The following is a 19,678-nucleotide window of genomic DNA, read 5'->3' on the forward strand; positions in this document are numbered from 1 at the left end:
GAAACGCGCCCAGGCCGTCAGGCGCCTACTTCCCCAGCAGGTCGGGCCGGTACGCGCGGAACCACTCGCCGGCACGCGCCCGGGCACTCACGCCCGGACCGGTCGCGTCGCGCGGGCGCCCGCCCAGCGCGGCCGGCGCGACAGGCCGACGACGAGCAGGACCAGGGAGAGCAGCGGCAACGGGTGGCCGACGACGAAGGCGAGCACCAGATCGGCGAGGCCGCCCAGGACCGTCGCGACGAACACCCACTTCGGACCGGTACCCCCGGCGACGCGCGGCCGGCCGCGGACGGTACCCCAGGGCTTCGCCACGGAGAGCCATCCCTGGAACGCGATCGCGCTCGCCATCAGCCCCGTACCGACGACCTGCGCGGCCGAGGGCCCCGCCGTGACCGAGTCCTCGAGCACTCGCGAGAGCACGAAGATGCCGAGGTAGAGCTGCACGACGGTGATGCCGAACTTGACCAGTACCCACCAGTGCCGGAAGAAGCCCCACGGGGTGGCGGCCGCCAGCATGATTCCGGTGAACGCCGACGCGTCGGCCATCGGGCCGACCAGGCGACCGTCGACCCGCAGCGCCATGGCGGTCGCGGCGTCGCGCACGACGGCGTCGTCCGTGGCGAGGCCGACGGAGAGGAGCACGCAGAGCGTCATGGCCTGCGCCATCCAGCCGACCGAGGTCAGGATGTGCAGCCACACCGTGAGCTGACGCCACCGCTTCGCCATGCGTCAGATGCTCGCCGCACCGGCCGCCGAGAAGCCATCGGAGAAAACCCGGATCCGGGGCCGGGGTTTACCCGGGTACGCGCCCGGACGCCGTACGGGAGGGGCCGAGCGCCCGCTCCAGCCGCGCGATGTCCGCCGCGTCCTTCTCCCGGCGGGGGCGGCCCGGAACCCAGACCGGCATCATCCTCTTGATCTCGATCTGCGCCGCCGGGCTGACGACGGGGCAGACCTGCCGCCCGATCCGGCCGGTCGTACCGTCGAGCATCCCCGCCGGCCAGGGCTGCCCGGCCCAGGGCCCGCCGCCGACCACCACCCGGCCCGGACCGTCCTCGGCCAGCCAGGCGAAGCTCAGCTCCTCGCCCTCCTTGACGAGGTCGAGCTGCTGCTCCGGCGGCGGCCCGTCCAGCGGACGGTAGCCGTGCCGGAGCAGCGCGGCGCGCAGCACCGCCGCGTCGTGCGCCCAGGCGAACCAGTCGACGTCGACGTGGTCGCGGGTGACCTCGCCGAGGAAGAAGTCCATCGCCCAGCCGCCGCGCAGCCACACCCGGACGTTGAGCTCCCCGGCCAGCCGCACCACCTCGGCGATCAGCCGCAGCTGCCGCTCGGCGCGTTCCGTATCCACGGGGGGAACGGTACGAGCCGCCGGCTGCCCGGGTCGAGCGATATGGGCCGCGCCGGTGCGGCGAGGTTTCCGCCGGTCAGGGGCGGGAACCTCGCGGCATGGAGTCGTACGCGGATCTGGACCTCGCGACGCTGCGCGCCATCGCGCGCGGGGCGAACGTGCCCGGAGCCGACCGGATGTCACACGACGAACTGGTCGGCGCGCTCCGCTGGGTCGGAGCCGACCAACCGACGGGCGAACCGGTCGACACGAAACTGTCCGACCCGAACGACCCGGAAACGGACGCCGGTCTGTATCACGGTCAGGGCGTCGGCCGGCGGGAGCGGCGCGCCTGACCCCGCGCCGCCGGGTGACCTCGGGCGCCGCCGGGTGACGGGAATCAGCAGCGGGGTACGCCCGGGAGGAAGCCCCCGCCGCCCGTGTTGACGTACGTGTCGGAGACCCAGCGGTCCGTACCGATCCTGTCCCAGACGCTGCTCGTACCGTAGTAGCCGGTCACCGTCGTGCCGTTGGCCTGGCAGTAGACGCTGACGCCCGTACCGTTCGTGGCGCTGCCGACCACGGCGTAGCCGGTGCCCGGACCGGAACGGATGTTGAGCGAACCGCCGCCGGTGGTCACCGTGCCCGCGCCGATCCCGGTGACGCCGTTGACCAGTTGCAGGTAGTACGTCCAGTTCCAGTTCGGACCCGGGTCGGTGTGGGTGGCGCCGGGGACCTCGACGTGCCCGATGATGTGCGCCCGGTCCCTCGGAATGCCGTACTTGCTGGTCAGGTTGCGGGTCAGCGCGGCGGAGGCGCGGTACATCGCGTCGGTGAACCAGCTGGGGTTGTCGACGTATCCCTCGTGCTCGATGCCGATCGACTGGGTGTTGTAGGTCCAGTTCCCGGCGTGCCAGGCGATGTCCTTCTCCCGTACCGACTGGGTGATCGCGCCGTCGGAGGAGCGCACGGTGTAGTGGGCGCTCACCTGCGAGGACGGGTTCTGGAACCAGCTGATCGAGCCCGCGTACGAACCCTGGGTGACGTGGATGACCACGTAGTTGATCCGGTAGTCGCTGGTCCGGTTGGCCACCGTGTAGTTGCCCGAGTAGGCGGGCGCCCACGCGGCCGGCCCGTAGTCGGTGCTCATGGTGCCGACGCCGCCCGAGCCGAGCGCCGCCACCCCGGTCAACGCTCCCCGCCTCGGGGCGACCGGTCGCCCGGTGACGGTGACGGCGCCGTCCGGCGTGCGGAGGCCGGCGGCGAGCAGGTCGTAGACGGTGTCGCCGTAGAGCCGGGCGACCGCGGGGTCCGTGGCGCCGCCGTAGCGGGTCACCGGGCCGTACCAGTGGGCGAGGTCGGCGCGCTGGGCGGCGGTCAGGCCGGCCGCGTCGGCGTACGACCGCAGCACGGCGGCGGCGCCGGTGATGTTGGCGGCCGGGTCGGTGCGCAGCGCGGCCCGGTTCAGGCCGGTACGGGCGGCCGCCTCGTCCAGGGTGCGCACCTTCGGGTTGCTGGTCAGGTGCATGGGCCCGTAGCCGCCCGACGCGCTGGGCGCGCCGCCGTGCCCGTCCAGGCGGGTCTCCGCGTAGCCGAGGGCGACGAGCAGGTCGCGGGGCACGTCGTACCGGGCCGCCGCACCGGCGAACGCGACCGCGAGCGGGCCGGCGGGATCCGCGACCGCGAGCGGGCCGGGGTGGTCGGCGCTACCCGCCGGCGCGGCGAACGCGGGCTGGCCGGACAGGGCGACGGTCATGATCAGGGCGGCGGCGCCGAGCGGGCGGACGGTGCGGCGCCGGGGGAACCGAGTGGTCACGATCACTCCTCCGAGAGTGCGCGAAAGGTCCCGGACCCGGGATGTGGGCGTACCGTACCCGCTGAAGTTCATCGATGTCGAGAGATTGCGACCTACCGCCTCGGCGTAAAGGTTTCCTTCATCCGCCGCAGCCGGGCCAGCGCCTCCTCCCGCTCGGACGGGGCGTCCACCAGCTCCGCCCGCTCGCGCGCGTAGAGCCGCACGAGGTCGGGGAACCGGTACCGGCCGCCGCCGGCCGGCTCCACCAGGTGCGCGTCGGCCAGCGCGTCCAGCGCCCGCTCGGCGACGCACGGCGGCAGCCCGACCAGCGCCGCGCAGCCGTACGGCGTCAGGTGTGTCCAGTCCGGCAGCGCGGCGAGCCGGAAGAGCCGGGCGGCGCGCCGGGGCTCCTCCTCCGCCGCCTCCGCGAACGCCCGGTACGCGAGGTCCAGGCTGGCCCGTACGGACAGGTCACCGAGCTGGAGGACGTCCAGCCGCCGCGCCTCGTCGGCGATCCGCTCGGCGAGCGCGACGAGCGGCGCGTCCAGCCGGACCGCCGCCCGCGCCCCGACGATCCGCAGCGCCAGCGGCAGCCCGCCGCAGGCCCGGACCACCGTCGCGGCGGCGGCCGGCTCGGCCGCCACCCGGTCGGCTCCGGCAAGTTCGGCGAACAGGTCGAGCGCGGCGTCGTGCGGCAGCGGGGCCAGGTGGACGCGCGCCGTCGCGTCGAGGTCGGCGAGGGCCGGCCGGCTCGTCACGATCGTGGCGCAGCCGGGCCCGCTGAGCAGCAGCGGACGGACCTGCGCCGCCGACGTGGCGTTGTCCAGCAGCACCAGCACCCCGCGCCCGGCCGTGCACGTCCGCAGCAGGGCGGACGCCTCGTCCGGCGACGCGGCCCCGGCCGGAACGCCCAGCGCCCGCAGGAGGCGGTGCAGCACCTCCGTCGGCCCCGCCATCGGGAGGCCGGCACCGGCCGCGAGGAGACCGGCACCGGGCACGGGCGGTACCCCGTACGCCGCCCGCAGGTCCACGTAGAGGCAGCCGCCCCGGTACCGGCCGGCGATCCGGTGGGCGACGTGCAGGGCGAGCGCCGATTTGCCGACCCCGCCGGCGCCCTCGACCACGCAGACCGCACCGTCGGTGGCCACCGCCCCGGCCAGCCGTTCGATCTCCGCTTCCCGGCCGACCAGCAACGGAGGCGCGGGCGGCAGCTGGTACGGCACGGGCGGCGCCCACCCGTCCTCGCCCCGGCGCACCCCGACCCGGAGCCGGTGCGGGTCCGCGCCGGCCCGGTGCGGGTCGGCCCCGGACGATCGGCGCGGGTGCGGCGGGCGCGCCCCCGGGACCCGGCCACGGCCGGCACCGGCCGGGCCGACCGTTCGCTCTCCGGCCCCCGACGGACCGACCGTTCGTTCGCCGGGCACGAGCCGCAGCACCGCGGCGCGCTCGCCGTACGCCGTCGGCGCGGCGGCGGTGACCGCGCCGGCCGACGGACCGCCACCGGCGGTGGCGCGCGGCAGCGGGGCGCGTTCGTGCCGCTGCGGCGCGCGGGGCGCTTCGACCGGGGTACCTCCGGCCGCCGGCCGCCGCCGCGGGTAGGCGGCCGACCGGGCGGCGGCGAGCCGGGACCAGACGGCCAGCCACACCACCGCGCGGTCGTGTGGCACCTCGCAGGCGCGCAGCATCGCCGAGACCAGGTCGCGCCGCGGCAGGGTCGGCCGGCCCAGCATGGTCGCGAGCGTGCTGGGCGGCAGCACCTTCCCGTCGCGCTGCGCCCGCCGGGCGATGGCCCGGTAGGTGAGGCCGGACTGGACGCGAACCCGGCGCAGCAGCGCGACGTACTGTTCCGGGCCGGTCGCGGCGGTCGGATCGACGCCGAAGTCGGAGGCCGTCATGGTCCTCCACGTCAGATGTCATCCGCCACGCCCGGGCTGGGCGGAAGCGGGTCTATCGGGACGCGTCCGACGATAGCGAGGCCGCCGCGGGCACCGCCGTCCCCGCGTGCTCACCCATGTGCGGCGCCTCCCCGCGCGGCCAGAGCGGGGTCAGTGCGAGGACCAGCCCGGCCCCGCAGAGACCGCTGAACCCGATCACGGTGGTGGCCGGCCAGTGGTCGGCGGCCAGGCCGGCCGCGACCATCCCGGCGCCCTGGAGTCCACTGAGTCCAGTGATGGCCACCCCGAAGGCCCGGCCCCGGAACCGCGCCGGTACCGCGCGGCCGAACAGGGCGTTGAGCGGGACCGCGAAGGCGCTCGCGGCGCCCGCGAGCACGAGCAGCACCAGCACCAGCCAGAGCGGTGGAACCAGCCAGACGACGGTCAGCACCCCGGCCGAGCCGACCGCCAGCGGCAGGATCAGGCGCGGCCGGGCCGCCGGCGGGCAGAACCGGGTGAGCGCCACCGCGCCGAGCGCCATCCCGCACGGCGCCGCGGCCAGCAGCAGCCCCACCGTGCCGGCGCCGGCGCCGTACTGGCGGGCCAGCGGCGCCATCAGCCCCTCGGCGGCGTAGGTGAAGGTGGCGGCGGTCCAGAGGACGAGGACGTAGGCGCGCAGCCGCGGGTCGGCGGCGACCGCCCGCAGTCCGTCGCTGCGGCCGGAACCGGCCGCTCCGCCGCCGTCGGTCGCCGGGTCGGCGGCGGCCGCTGGCGGCGGCGCGGGCGCCGGCCGGGGCCGGACGCCCCGCGCGATCAGCAGCGCGGAGACCAGGAAGGTGGCCGCGTCCACCAGCAGCGCACCGCGCAGCGACAGCACCGCCACGAGCCCTCCCCCGGCGGCGAAGCCGACCACCTGGACCACCTGGGCGCAGGTGTTGTCCAGGCCGTTGGCCACCGGGTAGCGGTCGCCGTCGAGCACCTCCGGCAGCAACGCCGCCCGCGCGGCCACGAACGGCGGTCGCAGCAGGTTCACCACGAAGAGGAGCAGCACCAGCGCGGGCGCGGCGAGGCCCGGCAGCGCCGCCAGCGGGATGAGCAGCGCGCGGGCCACGTCGCAGACGATCAGGATCCGCCGCCGGGGGAACCGGTCGGCCAGGCCGGTGAGCAGCGGCCCGCCGGTCAGCCAGGCCAGGTAGGAGCTGGCGTACGCCGCCGCGGCGAGCGTGGCCGAGCCGGTGCCGGTGAAGACGACGTAGGCGACGGTGACGGCGGTGAGCTGGTCACCGACCAGGGAGAGCAGGTACGCCGCGAACAGGTGCCGGTACTCGCGCACCGCGAAGACCTGCCGGTACGTCGCGGCCCGCTCGGTCACCACCGTCTCCCCGTCCGGAACTGCCCGCCGCCGGTTCCACGACGACGCCCGGTGCAGACCGTATCCACGATCGGGCGGCACGGGCGCCGGCCGGGCGTTCGAGGTCGTTCGGATCCGTTCGGGCCTGCTCGGTCCGCTGTGCCTCGGCCGGCCTCGTCCGCAGACTGGTGACGAGGGCGGGTACGGCCCGCCGATCCCTGCCGGACCGCCCCGCTGGAGGAGATCATGCACCCGCTGCCCACCGTTCCGCCGTCCCCGGCGCAGGCGCTGCTGGAGTGGGTGGAGCAGGTCGACCCGAAGCTGGTCCGCGGCCCCCGGTTCGTCGCCGTCGGCGCGTACGAGCTGCGGGGCCCGATCGACGTGCCGGCGCTGCGCGAGGCGCTGGACGCACTGGTCGTACGGCACGAGGCGCTGCGTACCGCGACCGTACGCGACGGTGGCGCGCCGGTGCGCCGGCGGACCGGGGAAGCCGCACCGGTACCGCTGGTGGAGTGCCCGCCGGACCGGTTGATCGACACGATCGTCGCCGGCCGCTACCCCGCCGACAGCGTCCCACTGCTCTGGGCGTTCCTGGCCCGGCCGGCGGCGGCGCCGGGCGGCACCCACGGTGCGGATGCCGACGGTGCGCACGCCGACGGTGCGGACGCCCACGGTGCGCACGCCCACGGTTCGCACGCCGACGCGGCCACGGCGACCCTGGTGCTGCTGGCCCAACACACCGTCGCCGACCCGTGGTCCATGCGGATCCTCGTCGCCGACCTGATGGAGGCGTACGGGCAACGGCTCGCCGAACGTGCCCCGGACGCGCCGCCGGTCCCGGCCACGCCTTCGGGGACGCAGTCGGTGCCGGCTACGCCACCGGGGACGCCGCCCGTCCCGGCCACGCCAGCGACGAAACAGTCGGGCAGCCCGACGGCGCCCCCGGCCTCGCGCGCCGCGCCGAGGGAGGAGGTGCTGGAGTTCTGGCGGCGGGAACTGGCGCGGCTGCCCGCGCTGCCGCTGCCGGAGGCCGCTCCGGGTGGACCCGCGCGCACCGAGGAGGAGCGCTTCCCGGTGCCGGTGACCGAGCCCCGCCTGCGCTCGGCCGCGCGAGGGCTGCGCACCACCCCGTTCGTGCTGCTGTTCGGCGCCTTCGCGGGCGCGCTGGCCGAGCTCACCGGCGCCACCGAGCTGGCGGTGCCGGTGCTCACGTACGGGCGGGGCCGGGCCGACTGGGACCGGGTGGGGTTGTTCATGAACGTGCTACCGGTCCGGGTCGACCTCGCCGGTGACCCGGACCCGAGGCAGGCGCTCGCCCGGGTGCACGCCGCCTTCGCGACCGCGTACGCCCGGGAGCTGCCGCTGGCGGAGCTGCTGGCGCGGGTGCCCGAGACGGCGCGCTTCTTCGCCCCCGGCGGTCCGGTCAGCGCCCAGTTCGAGGTCATCCAGCTGCCACCGCTGCGGTCGTCCGGGCCACTGGCCTACCGGCCGGTGCGACTGCCCGCCGGACTGCCGCTGGGCGGGCCGGTGCTGCCGGTCAACGGCCTCGCGGTCTGGCTCGAACAGGACGCCGACGGCGGCTACGACGTCACGATCCGCTACCGCGCCGACCTGTTCCGCCCCGAGACGGTCGACCGGCTCGCGCTCCGCTACGCCGATCGGCTCGATCGCCTGGTCCGGCCGTGACCGCGCTGACCGGGCCGCCCCTCACGGCCCCGCCGCACATTCTCGACCTGCTGGAACCGCGGCTGCGGCCCGACTCGGCGGCCCCGGCCCTGCTCGACCGGTCGATCGCGCTGAGCTACGGGGAACTCGACCGGCTCACCCGGCACGCGGCGGCCGTGCTGCGCGGCGCGGGGCTCACCGACGGCGCCCCGGTGGTCGTGCACGCCCGCCTCTCCGGCTGGGCCGTGGTCGCCATGCTCGCCGTCCTGCGCGCCGGCGGCCGGTACGTGCCGGTGGACGCGGCCTTCCCGGAACAGCGACGGGAGCGGACGTACCGGCTCAGCGGCGCGGCGCTGGCGCTGGTCGAGCCGGGCGTCGCCGCGGTGCCCGGGCCGTGGCGGACGGTCGACCTCGGCTTCCCGGCCGGTGGCGACCGGCCATCCGGCCCCGTCCACCGGGGACCCGACGCGTACACCTACTTCACCAGCGGCACCACCGGGCAACCCCGGCCGGTGACCGTACCGTCGGCCGCGCTGGCGTACTCCACGGCGGCCCGCCTGGCCTACTACCCGGAACCGGTGAGCGGTTTCCTGCTCTGCTCGTCGATCGCCTTCGACAGCTCGGTGGCGGGCATCTTCTGGACCCTGGCCAGCGGCGGTTGTCTGGTGATCCCGACCGACCGCCCGGCGGACGTGGTCGCGGTACGGCGGGCGGCCCTCCGGCACCGCCCGACCCACCTGCTCATGGTTCCGTCCCTGTACGCGCTGCTGCTGCGCTCCGGCGATCCCAGCGGCCTGGCGAACCTGAGCACCGTCGTGGTGGCGGGTGAGAGCTGCCCGCCCGCGCTGGTGGCGCGGCACTTCGAGGTCCTGCCGGACGTGGCCCTGCACAACGAGTACGGGCCGACCGAGTGCACGGTCTGGAGCACGGTGCACCGGTGCGTACCGGCCGACGCCGCCGGGCCCACCGTGCCGATCGGCGCGCCGATCCCCGGTACCAGCGTCACGCTGCGGGCGGCGGACGGCGCGCGGGTGCCGGCCGGCGAGATCGGGGAGATCTGGATCGAGGGTCCGGGGGTGGCCACCGGCGCCGGGGCGTACGCGACCGGGGACCTGGCCCGGGTCGGCCCGGACGGCCTGCTGCGCTTCCACGGCCGCCGGGACGACCAGCTCAAGCTCGGCGGCGTGCGGATCGAACTGGCCGAGATCGAGCAGGCGCTGGCGGACTGTCCGGGGGTGGGCGCGGGCGCGGTCGGCCGGGCCGGGCGCGACGGCGGCGCGACGGTGCTCGTCGCCTTCGTGGTGCCGGCGGAGCGGCGGGTGGACCCCCGGTCGGTACGGGCGTTCCTGCGGACCCGCCTGCCGGCGGTGGCCGTACCGTCCCGCTGCGTCGTGCTGGACGCGCTGCCCACCCAGCCGAACGGCAAGCTGGACCGGCGGGCGCTGAACCGGTGGGCGGTCAGCGGAGAGTCGCCCGCACCGGCATCCGCTTGATCCCGCCGAGCCAGTTCGACTCGACGTACTCGACCTCGCCGGTCAGCTCGAACGAGGCGAAGCGGGCGAACAGCTCGGTGAAGAAGATCCGCAGCGCCAGCCGGGCGATGGGCGCCCCGACGCAGTAGTGCTGCCCGTCGCCGAAACTGAGGTGCCGGTTGGGGCTGCGGCTCAGGTCGAAGACGTGCGGGTCCGGGAAGATCCGCTCGTCGCGGTTGGCCGCGCCGATCCAGACGACCACGGCGTCCCCCGCCGCCACCGGTACCCCGCCGATCCGGGTGTCCCGGGTGGCGCAGCGGAGGAAGTGCCGCGCCGGCGCGGTCCAGCGCAGCGCCTCCTCGATGCCGGATTCGAGCAGCTCCGGCCGGTCGGCCCAGGCGGCGTACCGGCCGGTGCGGATCAGTTCGAGCAGCGCGCCGTTCGGCACGTGCGGAATGGCGGCGCTGGCGCCCAGCAGCAGGCTGTAGCAGTTCGCCACCACCGCGCCGGCGCTCAGCGGCGAACCGTCCACGGTGGTCCCCGCCAGCACGTCCACCAGGTCGCCCCGGTGCTCACGGCGGTGCGCCTGGACCAGGTTCAGCAGGTAGCCGAAGAGTTCCCGGTGCGCCCGCCGCAGCGTCGCCTCGACCCCCTCCGGCAGGACGAACCCCGGGTCGGCCTCGGCCACCGACATCCCCACCAGCCGGGCCAGCCGCGGCCAGTCGGCCGCCGGGATGCCGAGCAGCGGGCCGAGCACCGCCATCGGCAGCGCGCCGGTGACCTCGGTGAGGTCGAAGGTACCGCCGTCGAGGGCCGGGGCGAGGAGCCGGACGATGTCGGCGCGCAGCGATTCCGTGTGCCGGGCCACCGCCCGTACCGTCAGCTCGCGCTGCACCGGCCGGCGGATCCGGCCGTGGCGCGGCGGGTCGCTGGCGGCGAACTGCTGGTCGCTGGCGGGCTCGTCCCGCCCCAGCATGTTGAGGAAGACGCCCCGGGTGGAGGTGAAGGTGGCGTGGTCGGTGAGCACCTGTTCGGCGTCCGCGTAGCGGGTGACAGCCCAGAAGCCGCCCCGACCGGCGACCGGCTGCCAGTGGACCGGCCGGTGGTCGCGCAGCGCCTGCCACACGGCGTGCGGCTCGCCCCGGCCGTAGAGCCGCGGGTCGGCCAGGTCCACGCCGTCGAGGTCGGTACCGGCCAGGTCCCCGGCGGGCAGCGGGCTCACGGCAGGTCCGCCCGGGAACCGGCGCCCAATGCCGCCACGAGGTCGGCGATCGTCGGCGTCAGGAACAGCACGGCGGCGTCCACCTCGACGCCGAGCGCGTCGTACATCTCCATCAGCAGGTCGGCCGCGAGCAGGGAGTCGCCGCCGAGTTCGAAGAAGTCGTCGTGCACCCCGACCGGCGCGACGCCCAGCTTGCTGCTCCAGAGCACCGCCAGCTCGGACTCCACGCCCGGGCTGGGTGCCACGTAGGGCGAGACCACGCCCAGCTCGTCCCGGGAAACGCTGCTCATCCCGCGGGTACCCCCCGTCGACTCGATCCGGGCCCGGACGGCCGCCGGGAGGGTCCAGCTCCCCTCGCCGGCGGCCCGGGCGCAGCTCCAGCGTCGATCCCGGGGTACGGGGCCGGCAAGCGGCCCGCTGTTCGCATGCGTTCGGGCTTGTTCGGCCGTCCGGTGGTCGCGCACCCCGGGCCGACGGCAACCGCGACCCGGGCACGTGCCGGGCGGGGAGGCCGCGCCCCGGGTCGGTCAGTCCCGGAACAGGCGCAGCGGTACGGCGTCGGCCATCGCGGCCATGCCCGCGTCGTTGGGGTGCAGGTGGTCGCCGCTGTCGTAGCGGGCCAGCAGCCGCTGCGGGTCGGCGGGGTCGCGCACGGCGGCGTCGAAGTCCACGACGCCGTCGTACTCGCCGCCGGTGCGGATCCAGCGGTTCACGGTCGCGCGCTTGCGCTCGTTCTCGGGCGTGTAGAAGCCGAGCGTGTCGCCCTTGAACGGCAGGATCGTGGCGCCGTGTACGCGCAGCCCGGCCTGGTGCGCCCGCGCGATGAGCTGGCGGTGGCCGGCGATGATCTCCTCCGCCGTGACCACCTCGGACGCGGGTGCCGTGGTGCCGGGGTGGCCGAGATCGTTGACGCCGAGCAGGACGACCAGGTGGCGGGCGCCCGGCTGGGCGAGCACGTCCCGGTCGAAGCGGCGCAGCGCGCTGTGGCCGAAGTACGCCGCGTACGCCTCGGCGTCGCTGCCGGCCGGCGGGTTCGGGTCGTGCAGCAGCCGGTTGCCGGAGACGCCGAGGTTGACCACGCCCCGGTCGGCCAGGCCGGGCGCGGCCCGCAGCCGCCGGGCGAGCAGGTCCGGCCAGCGGTGGTTCGCGTTGGCCTCGGTGTTGGCGCCGTTGGTGATGGAGTCGCCGAGCGTGACGATCGCGGCGGCGTCGCGCGCCCGGGTCAGCACGCTGACGCCGGAGAGAAACCAGTCCTGGGTGACCGTGGCCGTCGGGGTCACGGTGCGGGCGGCGGTGACGTTGCCGGCCGCGACCACGTTCTCCTGGTACGAGAAGGCGGCCAGCGTCGTGACCGGGGTGCGTTCCGGCAGGTAGACGCTGATCACCAGCTCCTCGCCGGCCGGTACGCGCAAATCGACCGGGTCGCTGACCAGCGGCGCGCCCACGGGGACGGTGGCGGCGGACCGGCCGCCGAAGGTCACCGGGCGGTCGCTGCCCGGCCGGGTGTCGGTGCTCGCGCCGGTGCCGGCGCGGCGGGCGACGCGTACCTCGCCGACGACCAGCGGCAGCGTGCCGAACTCGTTGGTGAGCCGGACCCGCAGCGCCTCGCCGCCGATGCTGGTGTGCACGACGTGCCGGACGGTCTGGTCGGCCACGGTCGTCACCTGCGTGGGCGGCACCGTGGTCGGCACGGCGGCCCAGGTGCCGACCCAGCGGCCCGCCGGGTGTCCGTCCCGGCCGGCCCCGGCGGCGGCCGTGGCCGTGGCCGGCGCGGCGACCGTCGCCCCGGCGGCGGCCCCGGCGGCGAGCGCCAGCAGTTCCCGCCGGGAGGGGCCGGTCTTCGCGGTGCTGTCGTGCGGGTCCATGCCCAGCTCCTTCGCGCCCGCGCACCCGGGCGTGGACGGCGGCGAGCCGGTACCGTCGCCGCCGCGACACCGCCGGCGGTCCACGGTGCTCTACCGCGTGGGTACCGGCCAGCCGAAGTTCCGGAAAACCGGCCGAGATTTTCCGTAACATAGATCGACTCCAAAGTGTTGTCAAGCGCGGGCGGGGCCCGTCAGCCCTTGTCGGCCCCCTCGTTCGCGCCCCGGACGAAGTACCGCTGGAAGACCACGAAGATGACCGCGACCGGGATCGTCGCCAGCAGCGCCGCCCCGAGCTTCAGCGGATACTGCGTACCCTTGCCCAGCGAGCCGCTGACCAGGTCGGCGAGGCCGCGCGGCAGGGTGAACAGGCGCGGGTCCTGCACCGCGACCAGGGTGTGCGGGAACTCGTTCCAGGCGCCCTGGAACATCAGGATGGTCACGGCCAGCAGCGCCGGCCGGGCCATCGGCAGCACCACCGACCAGAAGGTGCGCACCGCGCCCGCGCCGTCGATCCGGGCCGCCTCCTCGACGCTGACCGGGATCGACTCGAAGAACTGCTTCATGATGAAGACGGCGGTCGCGTCGGCAAGCAGCGGCACGATCAACCCCAGGTAGCTGTTGTAGATGCCGAGCTGGTTGAGGACCAGGAACTTCGGGATCAGCAGCACCACGGGCGGCACCGCCATCATCGCGACGACCATGCCGAAGACCACCCTGCGCCCGCGGAACCTCAGCCGGGCCAGCGCGTACCCGGCCAGTGCGGCGGTACCGACCCGCCCGGCGGTGACGCAGACGGTCATCAGTACCGAGTTGCCGAACCAGAGCGGGAAGTCGGTGCCGTCGAAGATGCGCAGGAAGCTGGTGACGTCCAGCGGGCTCGGTATCGGCGACAACGGGTTGGCCGCCGCGTCCGGCTCGGTCTTGAAGGCGTTGCCCAGCTGGATGACGAACGGGTAGAGGTACACCAGTCCGAAGAAGACCAGCACGGCGTACCCGAGGAAGGTGGTCAGCAGACCGCGCGGCTCGCGCCGCCCGGAGCCCGCCCGCGCCGGGCCGTCGGTACCCCGCCGGGGCTCGGTCAGTACGGCCATCTCAGGACCTCCGTCCGGTACGCCGTGGGCCGCGCCCGGCGCGCCTCGCCCGGGACCCGGCGTCCCGCTCGCGCAGCAGCCAGCGCTGGGCGATGGTGAGCAGGATGATGATCAGGAAGAGCACGAACGAGATGGCCGCGCCCGAGCCGTAGTCGAAGTCCCGGAACGCGGTGCGGTAGGAGAGGTACGCCGGGGTGAGCGTGGTCTTGGCCGGATCGCCCTGGCTCATCACGTAGATCTGGTCGAAGACCTGCCAGCTGCCGATCGTGCCCAGCGCCAGCACCAGGAAGAGGGTCGGCCGGATCATCGGCAGGGTGACGTGGCGCAGCCGCTGCCAGCGGTTCGCCCCGTCCAGCAGGCTCGCCTCGTCGAGCGCGACCGGCACGTTCTGCAGGGCCGCCAGGAACATCAGCATGAAGGTGCCGGAGGTGGTCCAGACCACCAGGATGATGATCGAGCACATCGCCACGCTCGGCCCGGAGAGCCAGTCCCACCAGCTCATGCCGAAGGGGCCGCCGCTGGCCAGCGCCGCCGGCGGATGGTCCACGCCGACCGCGCCGAGCAGCAGGTGCCCGAGGCCGCGCGAGTCGGCGAACCACTGCGGCCCGTCGATGCCGAAGAGCGCCAGGATGCCGTTGACCGCGCCGGAGTTGGCGAAGAGGAAGAGGAAGACCACGCTGATCGCGACCGAGCTGGTGATCGACGGGAAGTAGAAGGCGCTGCGGAAGAACGACCGGCCGCGCAGCATCCGGTTGTTGACCACGAGGGCGAGCAGCAGGGCCAGCACCGTCTGCGCCGGCACCACGATGCCGACGTAGTAGAGGTTGTTCCGGATCGAGGTCATGAAGTTCTGCCGGGCGAGCCCGTCCCGGGTGAACAGATCCGTGTAGTTGTCCAGCCCGGCCAGTGGTACCCGGCCGGTGAACGGGCTGCCCTGGCCGTTCCAGTCGGTGAGGCTCACCCAGAGGGCCATCAGGATCGGCAGGAGCATGAACAGCCCGAGGAGCACCACGACGGGCGTCACGAAGAGCCAGCCGGCGGTCGTCTCCCGGCTGCGGATGCCGGCCCGGCGGCGGGTGCGCCGGGGCGCCGGGGCGGGCGGAGTCCGCCGCGTGTCGCCCGGCCCGGTCAGTACGTCGGTAGCCATGTCCCTTCCTCCGGTCCGCCAGTCGCCGGCTTGCCGGAACTGGTGGCCTGTCGCCGTGTCACCGATCCGCCGACCGGTCCCGGCCACGGGTCGCACGCCCGTGGTCGGGCCGGTCGGACGGGATGTCGCGGGCCCCGGCCGGGCTCGTGGCGCGGCCGGGTCCCGCAAGCTCAGCCGGCGAGGGCCGCCTGGGTGTTCTTCTGTACGCGGGCCAGCAGCGCCTTCGGGTCGCCCTGGTCGAGCCCCTGCAGGCCGGTGTCGAAGTCGGAGAGGACGCTGTCCATCTTCGGCGCGTTCACCGGACCCTGGGCGTACTCGGCACCGTCGATGAACGCCTTGTCGGCCGGGAACTGCTGCACGTACCGGTCCTTGGCGGACTGCCGCGACGGCATCACGCCGAACGCCTTCGCGAAGGCGAGCTGCTGGTCGGCGGAGGTCATCGCCTCGACGAACTTGATCGCCTGCTCCTTGTACTTGCTCTTCGCGGCGATGCCCCAGCAGTTGGTGAAGGAGAGCGTGGCCTGGCCCTTCGGGCCGGCCGGCAGCGGGTGGACGGTGTACTTGACGTTCGGGAAGTCGTTCTGGAGGGCGCCCTTGATCCAGTTGCCCTCGATCGTCATCGCCGCCTTGCCCTTGCCGAACGCCTCACCGGCCCAGCCGGCGTCGAGCTGCTTGGGGTACCGGGCCAGGCCAGCGGTGAGCAGGCCCTTGACGTACTGCAGCGCCTGGAGGTTCTCCGGGCTGTCGGCGGTCGCCTGCTTGCCGTCCGGGCTGGTGATCCAGCCGCCGGCCTGCTTGAGGAAGGCGCCGACACGGTCCCGGGTGTCGCCGATGGCCAGCGGGGTGACGCCCTTCGCCTTGAGCTTCTGCGACACCGCCGTCAGCTGCTCCCAGGTGGTCGGGACGTCGGCGTCGGTGAGGCCGGCCTTGTTCCAGAGATCGGTGTTGATCTCCAGGGCGAGGGTGGAGAAGTCCTTGGGGGCGCAGTAGAGCTTGCCGTCGCGGGTGAACGCGGTACGCAGGGTCGGGTAGAAGTCGTCCGCGTCGGCCAGCCTGTCCCCGTACGGCTCCAGCGCGCCGACGCTGGCGTAGTCGGCGAAGCGGCCGGCGTCGACGTAGAAGACGTCCGGCGGCGTGCCGCCGGCCAGTGCCTGGCCGAGCTGCTGGACGAGGTCCTGGGCCGGGGTCACGGTCGCCGTGTTCCCGGACGAGCTGGCCCAGGCCGCGGCGGCGTCCTGCACGGCCTTGGTCTCCGCCGCGCCGGACGAGCCGATGAGGATCTGGAGCGAGGCGGGTCCGCTGCTCTGTTCGCCGCCGCCGGAGCTGTCGTCGAAGCCGCTGCCGCAGGCCCCGGAGGCCAGCAGCGCCGCCGCCGCGACGCCGGCCAGGGCGGCCCGGCGGATCACTCGTCGTGTCATCTCGTGTTCTCCTGGATGGTGGGGTGTGGTGTGTCGCGGTGGTCCTGGAACGGGCTGGCGGTGCTCACCCGCTCTGCCGGACCACCAGCGACGGTCGCAACAGCACGTGCCGGGGCGCGCCGGAGCCGGTCCGCGCGGTGTCCCGGTCGAGTACGTCGGTGAGCAGCTCCACGCAGCAGGCCGCGGCCCGCGCCAGCGGCTGGCTCACGCTGGTCAGCCCGATGGCCTGGGCCACCGGCGTGTCGTCGAACCCGGTGACCGCGATCTCCGGGCCGGCGCCGGGTGACCAGCCGGGGCCGGGGACGCGTACCGCCCGCAGCGCGCCGAGCGCGAGCGAGTCGCTGGCGCAGACGATCGCCGTCGGGGGCTCGCCGTGGGCGAGCAGGTCCCGCGCCGCCGCCTCGCCCTGGTCGAACCCGTCGGGGGCCTGCCGGTCGAGGCCGGTCGGGTCCAGCCCGGCCGAGCGCAGCGTGCGCGCCCAGCCGGACCGCCGGTCGTCGCCGACGCCGGAGCCGACCGGCCAGCCGATGAACCCGATGCGCCGGTGCCCGTTGTCGAGCAGCCGCTGGGTCGCCTGGGCCACCCCGGCGCCGTTGTCGACGTCGACCCACGGATGGCCGGCGGGCAGCGCTCCCCGGCCGTCCCGCCCGGCCTCGGCCGGGTCGCTCCACGGGCGTCCGAACGTCACGAACGGCACGTCGCGCTCGGCCAGCCAGGCGGTCCGGGGGTCGCCGTGGTCGGTGCCGGTGAGCACGAACGCGTCCAGCTCGTACGCGCCGAGCAGCTGGTCGTACGCCTCGATCTCGGCGGGCGCGTCGGCGGCGGTGTAGAGCATCACCCGGTAGCCGGCGCCCTCGGCGCTCTCGGTGAGCCCGTGCAGGAAGCGGTCGAGGACGGAGCCGTTGACGCCGTCGCGGGTCGGCTCGATGCGTACCGCGATCAGCCGGGACCGGCCGGTGCGCATCTGCCGGGCGGCCTGGTTCGCCCGGTAGCCGAGGGCGGTGATCGCCTCCCGGACCCGGGCCCGGGTCTCCTCCCGGACCATGTGCGGCGCGTTCAGCACGTTCGAGACGGTCTGCCGGGAGACCCGGGCCGCCTTGGCGACTGTCGCGATCGTCACTTTTTCCGCCATAAAATCCCTCATCGCCCCGCTTGAACGATCCAATTTCAGTAGGGCATCATTGGATCGTTCAAGTCCATGGAATGCTCGCACTTTGCACGTCGCGCGCCGGCTTGTCAAGAGGCACCGCGTTCCGCCCGTACCACCCTCAGGAGTCCCTCGTGGCCGACCAGCGTCTCCAGCCGCTGCTGCACGACCTCGTCGGGGTCGTCCTCGCGCCCACCAGCGCGCTGACGGGCCCCGACGGGCAGCTCAGACCGCTCGGGGTGCAGGGGGTCTTCCACGCCGACGCGCGCGTACTGCGCCAGGCCGAACTCCGGATCGACGGCCGGGAACCCGAGGCGATCGCCCACGGCACCGACGGCCCGCACGGGGCCCGGTTCGTCTCCCTCGCCCGCTGGCTCGGCGACCCCGGCGCCGACCCGACCGTACGGGTCGACCGGATCCGCCGGGTCGTCCCCCGCGGCCTCACCGAGGAGATCGAGGTCGTCTCCACCGCCGCCGCACCGGTACGCGCCACCGTGACGCTCCGGCTCGGCTGCGACCTCGCCCCGATCGAGACGGTGAAGTCGGGCATCCCCGTCGACGAGCTAAACGCGAAGATCGGCCAGGCGGACCAGCTGGTGTGGAGCGCCGAGGGCATCACGGTCACGGTCACCGGCGAGGGGGCCACCGCCGACGCCGGCGCGACGGCCGACGGCACGGACACCGGCGCCGACCCGGCCGTGAGCCTGCTGACCTGGTCGGTCGAGCTGCCGCCGCGCGGCCGTACCGTGCTGCGCTGGCGGCTCGCGGTCGACGACCCGCGGGCGATCGTGGTGACCCCGCCGGGCGAACCGGCCTGGTCCCGCCCGCAGGTCGAGGCCGACGACCGGCGCCTCGTCCGGCTGCTCGACCGTTCCCTCGACGACCTGCGCGCGCTGCGGCTCGCCGAGGCCGACACCCCGCACGAGGTCTTCCTCGGCGCCGGCGTGCCGTGGTTCCTCACCCTCTTCGGCCGCGACAGCCTGTGGGCGGCCCGGATGCTGCTGCCGCTCGGCACCGACCTCGCCGCCGGCACGCTGCGGGTGCTCGCGCGGCACCAGGGGACCCGGCTCGACCCGGGCTCCGGCGAGGCGCCCGGGAAGATCATGCACGAGCTGCGCCGCCACGAGTTCGTCAGCGTCGGCTACGGGCTACGCCTGCCCGCCGCCTACTACGGCACCATCGACGCGACCATGCTCTGGGTGAGCCTGCTGCACGACGCCTGGCGCTGGGGCCTGCCCGAGGAGGAGATCGTCCCGCTCCTGCCGCACCTCGAGGCCGCCCTCGGCTGGCTCGACGGGTACGCCGACCCCGACGGCGACGGCTTCGTCGAGTACCTCGACACCAGCGGGCAGGGCCTGGCCAACCAGGGCTGGAAGGACTCGCACGACTCCGTCCGGTTCCGCGACGGCGGCCTGGCCCGGCCGCCGATCGCCCTGGTCGAGGTGCAGGGGTACGCCCACCGGGCCGCGCTGGACGGCGCCGCGCTGCTCGACGCCTTCGACCGGCCCGGCGGCGAGCGCTGGCGGGAGTACGCGGGCGCGCTCGCCGAGCGCTTCCGCGCCCGGTTCTGGGTGGACGGCCCGCTCGGCCCCCACCCGGCCCTGGCGCTGGACCGGGACAAGCGGCCGGTCGACGCGCTCACCAGCAACATCGGGCACCTGCTCGGCAGTGGCCTGCTCTCCCCCGACGAGTCGACCCGCGTCGCCGACCTGCTCGCCGACCCCACCCTGGCCGGCGGGTTCGGGCTGCGCACGATGTCCACCAAGGACGCCGGATTCAGCCCGCTGTCGTACCACTGCGGCTCCATCTGGACCCACGACACCGCCATCGCCCTCGCCGGGCTCGCCGAGGGCGGCCACGCCGAGCAGGCCGCCCGGCTCGCCGACGGGCTGCTCGGCGCGGCCGAGGCCTTCGACTACCGGCTGCCCGAGCTGTTCGGCGGGGACGACCGCGAGACGCTGGGCCGGCCCGTGCCGTACCCGGCGGCCTGCCGGCCGCAGGCGTGGTCGGCGGCCTCCGCCGTGGTGCTGCTGCGCGCGGCCGTGGGCCTCTACCCGGACGTACCGAACGGCCGGCTGGACCTGCGGCCGCTGCGCGGCGCCCCGCTCGGCGCGGTACGCGTCCGGCGGTTCCGCGTCGGGGGCGACCCGGTGGACGTGGCGGTCGACCGCGACGGCGTCGCCACCCTCGGGTAGCCCGCAACCGGGCGAACCCGGGGGCGGGTCCGGCCGTCGAGCAGCCCGGCGGCGACGCCGGCGGCAGCGGGGACGGCAGGCCGCGCCATGTCTGCCCGCCGGGAGGTCC

At 75.0% G+C, this 19,678-nt stretch carries 16 protein-coding genes; 4 read left to right on the plus strand and 12 right to left on the minus strand.

The annotated features are described in order from the left end of the window. Positions 1-87: 87 nt before the first annotated feature. Both AB0J86_RS03935 and AB0J86_RS03940 read right to left on the minus strand, forming a co-directional pair. The gene (locus AB0J86_RS03935) at positions 88-726 is read right to left on the minus strand and encodes a hypothetical protein (RefSeq protein WP_363852118.1); all 639 of its coding nucleotides are present in this window, start codon (positions 724-726) and stop codon (positions 88-90) included. A 67-nt stretch (positions 727-793) separates the two neighbouring features. Further along, positions 794-1,348 carry an aminoglycoside adenylyltransferase gene (locus AB0J86_RS03940; protein ID WP_363852121.1) on the minus strand — a complete coding sequence of 185 codons (555 nt, stop codon included), beginning with the start codon at positions 1,346-1,348 and terminating at the stop codon, positions 794-796. Between the two features lie 98 nt (positions 1,349-1,446). On the opposite strand from AB0J86_RS03940, the gene AB0J86_RS03945 reads away from it, so the two are divergent. Next, on the plus strand, positions 1,447-1,683 hold the full coding sequence (locus AB0J86_RS03945) for a hypothetical protein (protein ID WP_363852124.1): 237 nt from the start codon (positions 1,447-1,449) through the stop codon (positions 1,681-1,683). A gap of 44 nt (positions 1,684-1,727) precedes the next feature. Here the strand turns inward: AB0J86_RS03945 and AB0J86_RS03950 are convergent, their stop codons facing one another. From AB0J86_RS03950 to AB0J86_RS03960, 3 genes are all read right to left on the minus strand, one after another. After that, positions 1,728-3,143, minus strand: coding sequence for an N-acetylmuramoyl-L-alanine amidase (locus AB0J86_RS03950; RefSeq protein WP_363852127.1), 1,416 nt, complete (start codon positions 3,141-3,143; stop codon positions 1,728-1,730). Between the two features lie 92 nt (positions 3,144-3,235). After that, positions 3,236-5,017 (minus strand): helix-turn-helix domain-containing protein, encoded by a 1,782-nt coding sequence (locus tag AB0J86_RS03955; protein WP_363852130.1) that lies wholly within the window; start codon positions 5,015-5,017, stop codon positions 3,236-3,238. 52 nt (positions 5,018-5,069) lie between these two features. After that, positions 5,070-6,368 (minus strand): MFS transporter, encoded by a 1,299-nt coding sequence (locus AB0J86_RS03960; protein WP_363852133.1) that lies wholly within the window; start codon positions 6,366-6,368, stop codon positions 5,070-5,072. A gap of 225 nt (positions 6,369-6,593) precedes the next feature. Between AB0J86_RS03960 and AB0J86_RS03965 the strand changes: the two genes are divergently transcribed. Beyond that, positions 6,594-8,033: a condensation domain-containing protein gene (locus tag AB0J86_RS03965; RefSeq protein WP_363852136.1), complete on the plus strand. Its 1,440-nt coding sequence runs from the start codon at positions 6,594-6,596 to the stop codon at positions 8,031-8,033. Next, positions 8,030-9,505 (plus strand): amino acid adenylation domain-containing protein, encoded by a 1,476-nt coding sequence (locus tag AB0J86_RS03970; protein WP_363852139.1) that lies wholly within the window; start codon positions 8,030-8,032, stop codon positions 9,503-9,505. Before AB0J86_RS03965 ends, AB0J86_RS03970 begins: the two co-directional genes overlap by 4 nt. On the opposite strand, the gene AB0J86_RS03975 is transcribed toward AB0J86_RS03970, so the two are convergent. The 7 genes from AB0J86_RS03975 to AB0J86_RS04005 form a co-directional block, all read right to left on the minus strand. After that, complete coding sequence (locus AB0J86_RS03975) at positions 9,471-10,706, minus strand: cytochrome P450 (RefSeq protein WP_363852142.1); 1,236 nt, start codon at positions 10,704-10,706, stop codon at positions 9,471-9,473. The genes AB0J86_RS03970 and AB0J86_RS03975 overlap by 35 nt on opposite strands. Next, positions 10,703-10,996: a phosphopantetheine-binding protein gene (locus AB0J86_RS03980; protein WP_363852145.1), complete on the minus strand. Its 294-nt coding sequence runs from the start codon at positions 10,994-10,996 to the stop codon at positions 10,703-10,705. Before AB0J86_RS03980 ends, AB0J86_RS03975 begins: the two co-directional genes overlap by 4 nt. A 237-nt stretch (positions 10,997-11,233) precedes the next feature. Then, a complete protein-coding gene (locus tag AB0J86_RS03985) occupies positions 11,234-12,571 on the minus strand; it encodes an SGNH/GDSL hydrolase family protein (protein WP_363852148.1) in 1,338 nt (445 codons plus the stop codon). Between the two features lie 191 nt (positions 12,572-12,762). Then, entirely contained in the window at positions 12,763-13,662 is a 900-nt protein-coding gene (locus AB0J86_RS03990; RefSeq protein WP_363852151.1) for a carbohydrate ABC transporter permease, read from the minus strand. 1 nt (position 13,663) lies between these two features. Next, positions 13,664-14,809, minus strand: a complete 1,146-nt coding sequence (locus AB0J86_RS03995) for a sugar ABC transporter permease (protein WP_363852154.1) — start codon at positions 14,807-14,809, stop codon at positions 13,664-13,666. A 170-nt stretch (positions 14,810-14,979) separates the two neighbouring features. Next, the gene (locus AB0J86_RS04000) at positions 14,980-16,227 is read right to left on the minus strand and encodes an extracellular solute-binding protein (protein WP_363852157.1); all 1,248 of its coding nucleotides are present in this window, start codon (positions 16,225-16,227) and stop codon (positions 14,980-14,982) included. A 64-nt stretch (positions 16,228-16,291) separates the two neighbouring features. Then, on the minus strand, positions 16,292-17,347 hold the full coding sequence (locus AB0J86_RS04005) for a LacI family DNA-binding transcriptional regulator (RefSeq protein WP_363852160.1): 1,056 nt from the start codon (positions 17,345-17,347) through the stop codon (positions 16,292-16,294). A 161-nt stretch (positions 17,348-17,508) separates the two neighbouring features. Between AB0J86_RS04005 and AB0J86_RS04010 the strand changes: the two genes are divergently transcribed. After that, positions 17,509-19,569: a glycogen debranching N-terminal domain-containing protein gene (locus AB0J86_RS04010; protein WP_363852163.1), complete on the plus strand. Its 2,061-nt coding sequence runs from the start codon at positions 17,509-17,511 to the stop codon at positions 19,567-19,569. The last annotated feature ends 109 nt before the right edge of the window (positions 19,570-19,678 follow it).

The sequence above is a fragment of the Micromonospora sp. NPDC049559 genome, assembly GCF_040676675.1.
Lineage (GTDB): Bacteria > Actinomycetota > Actinomycetes > Mycobacteriales > Micromonosporaceae > JBFAPK01.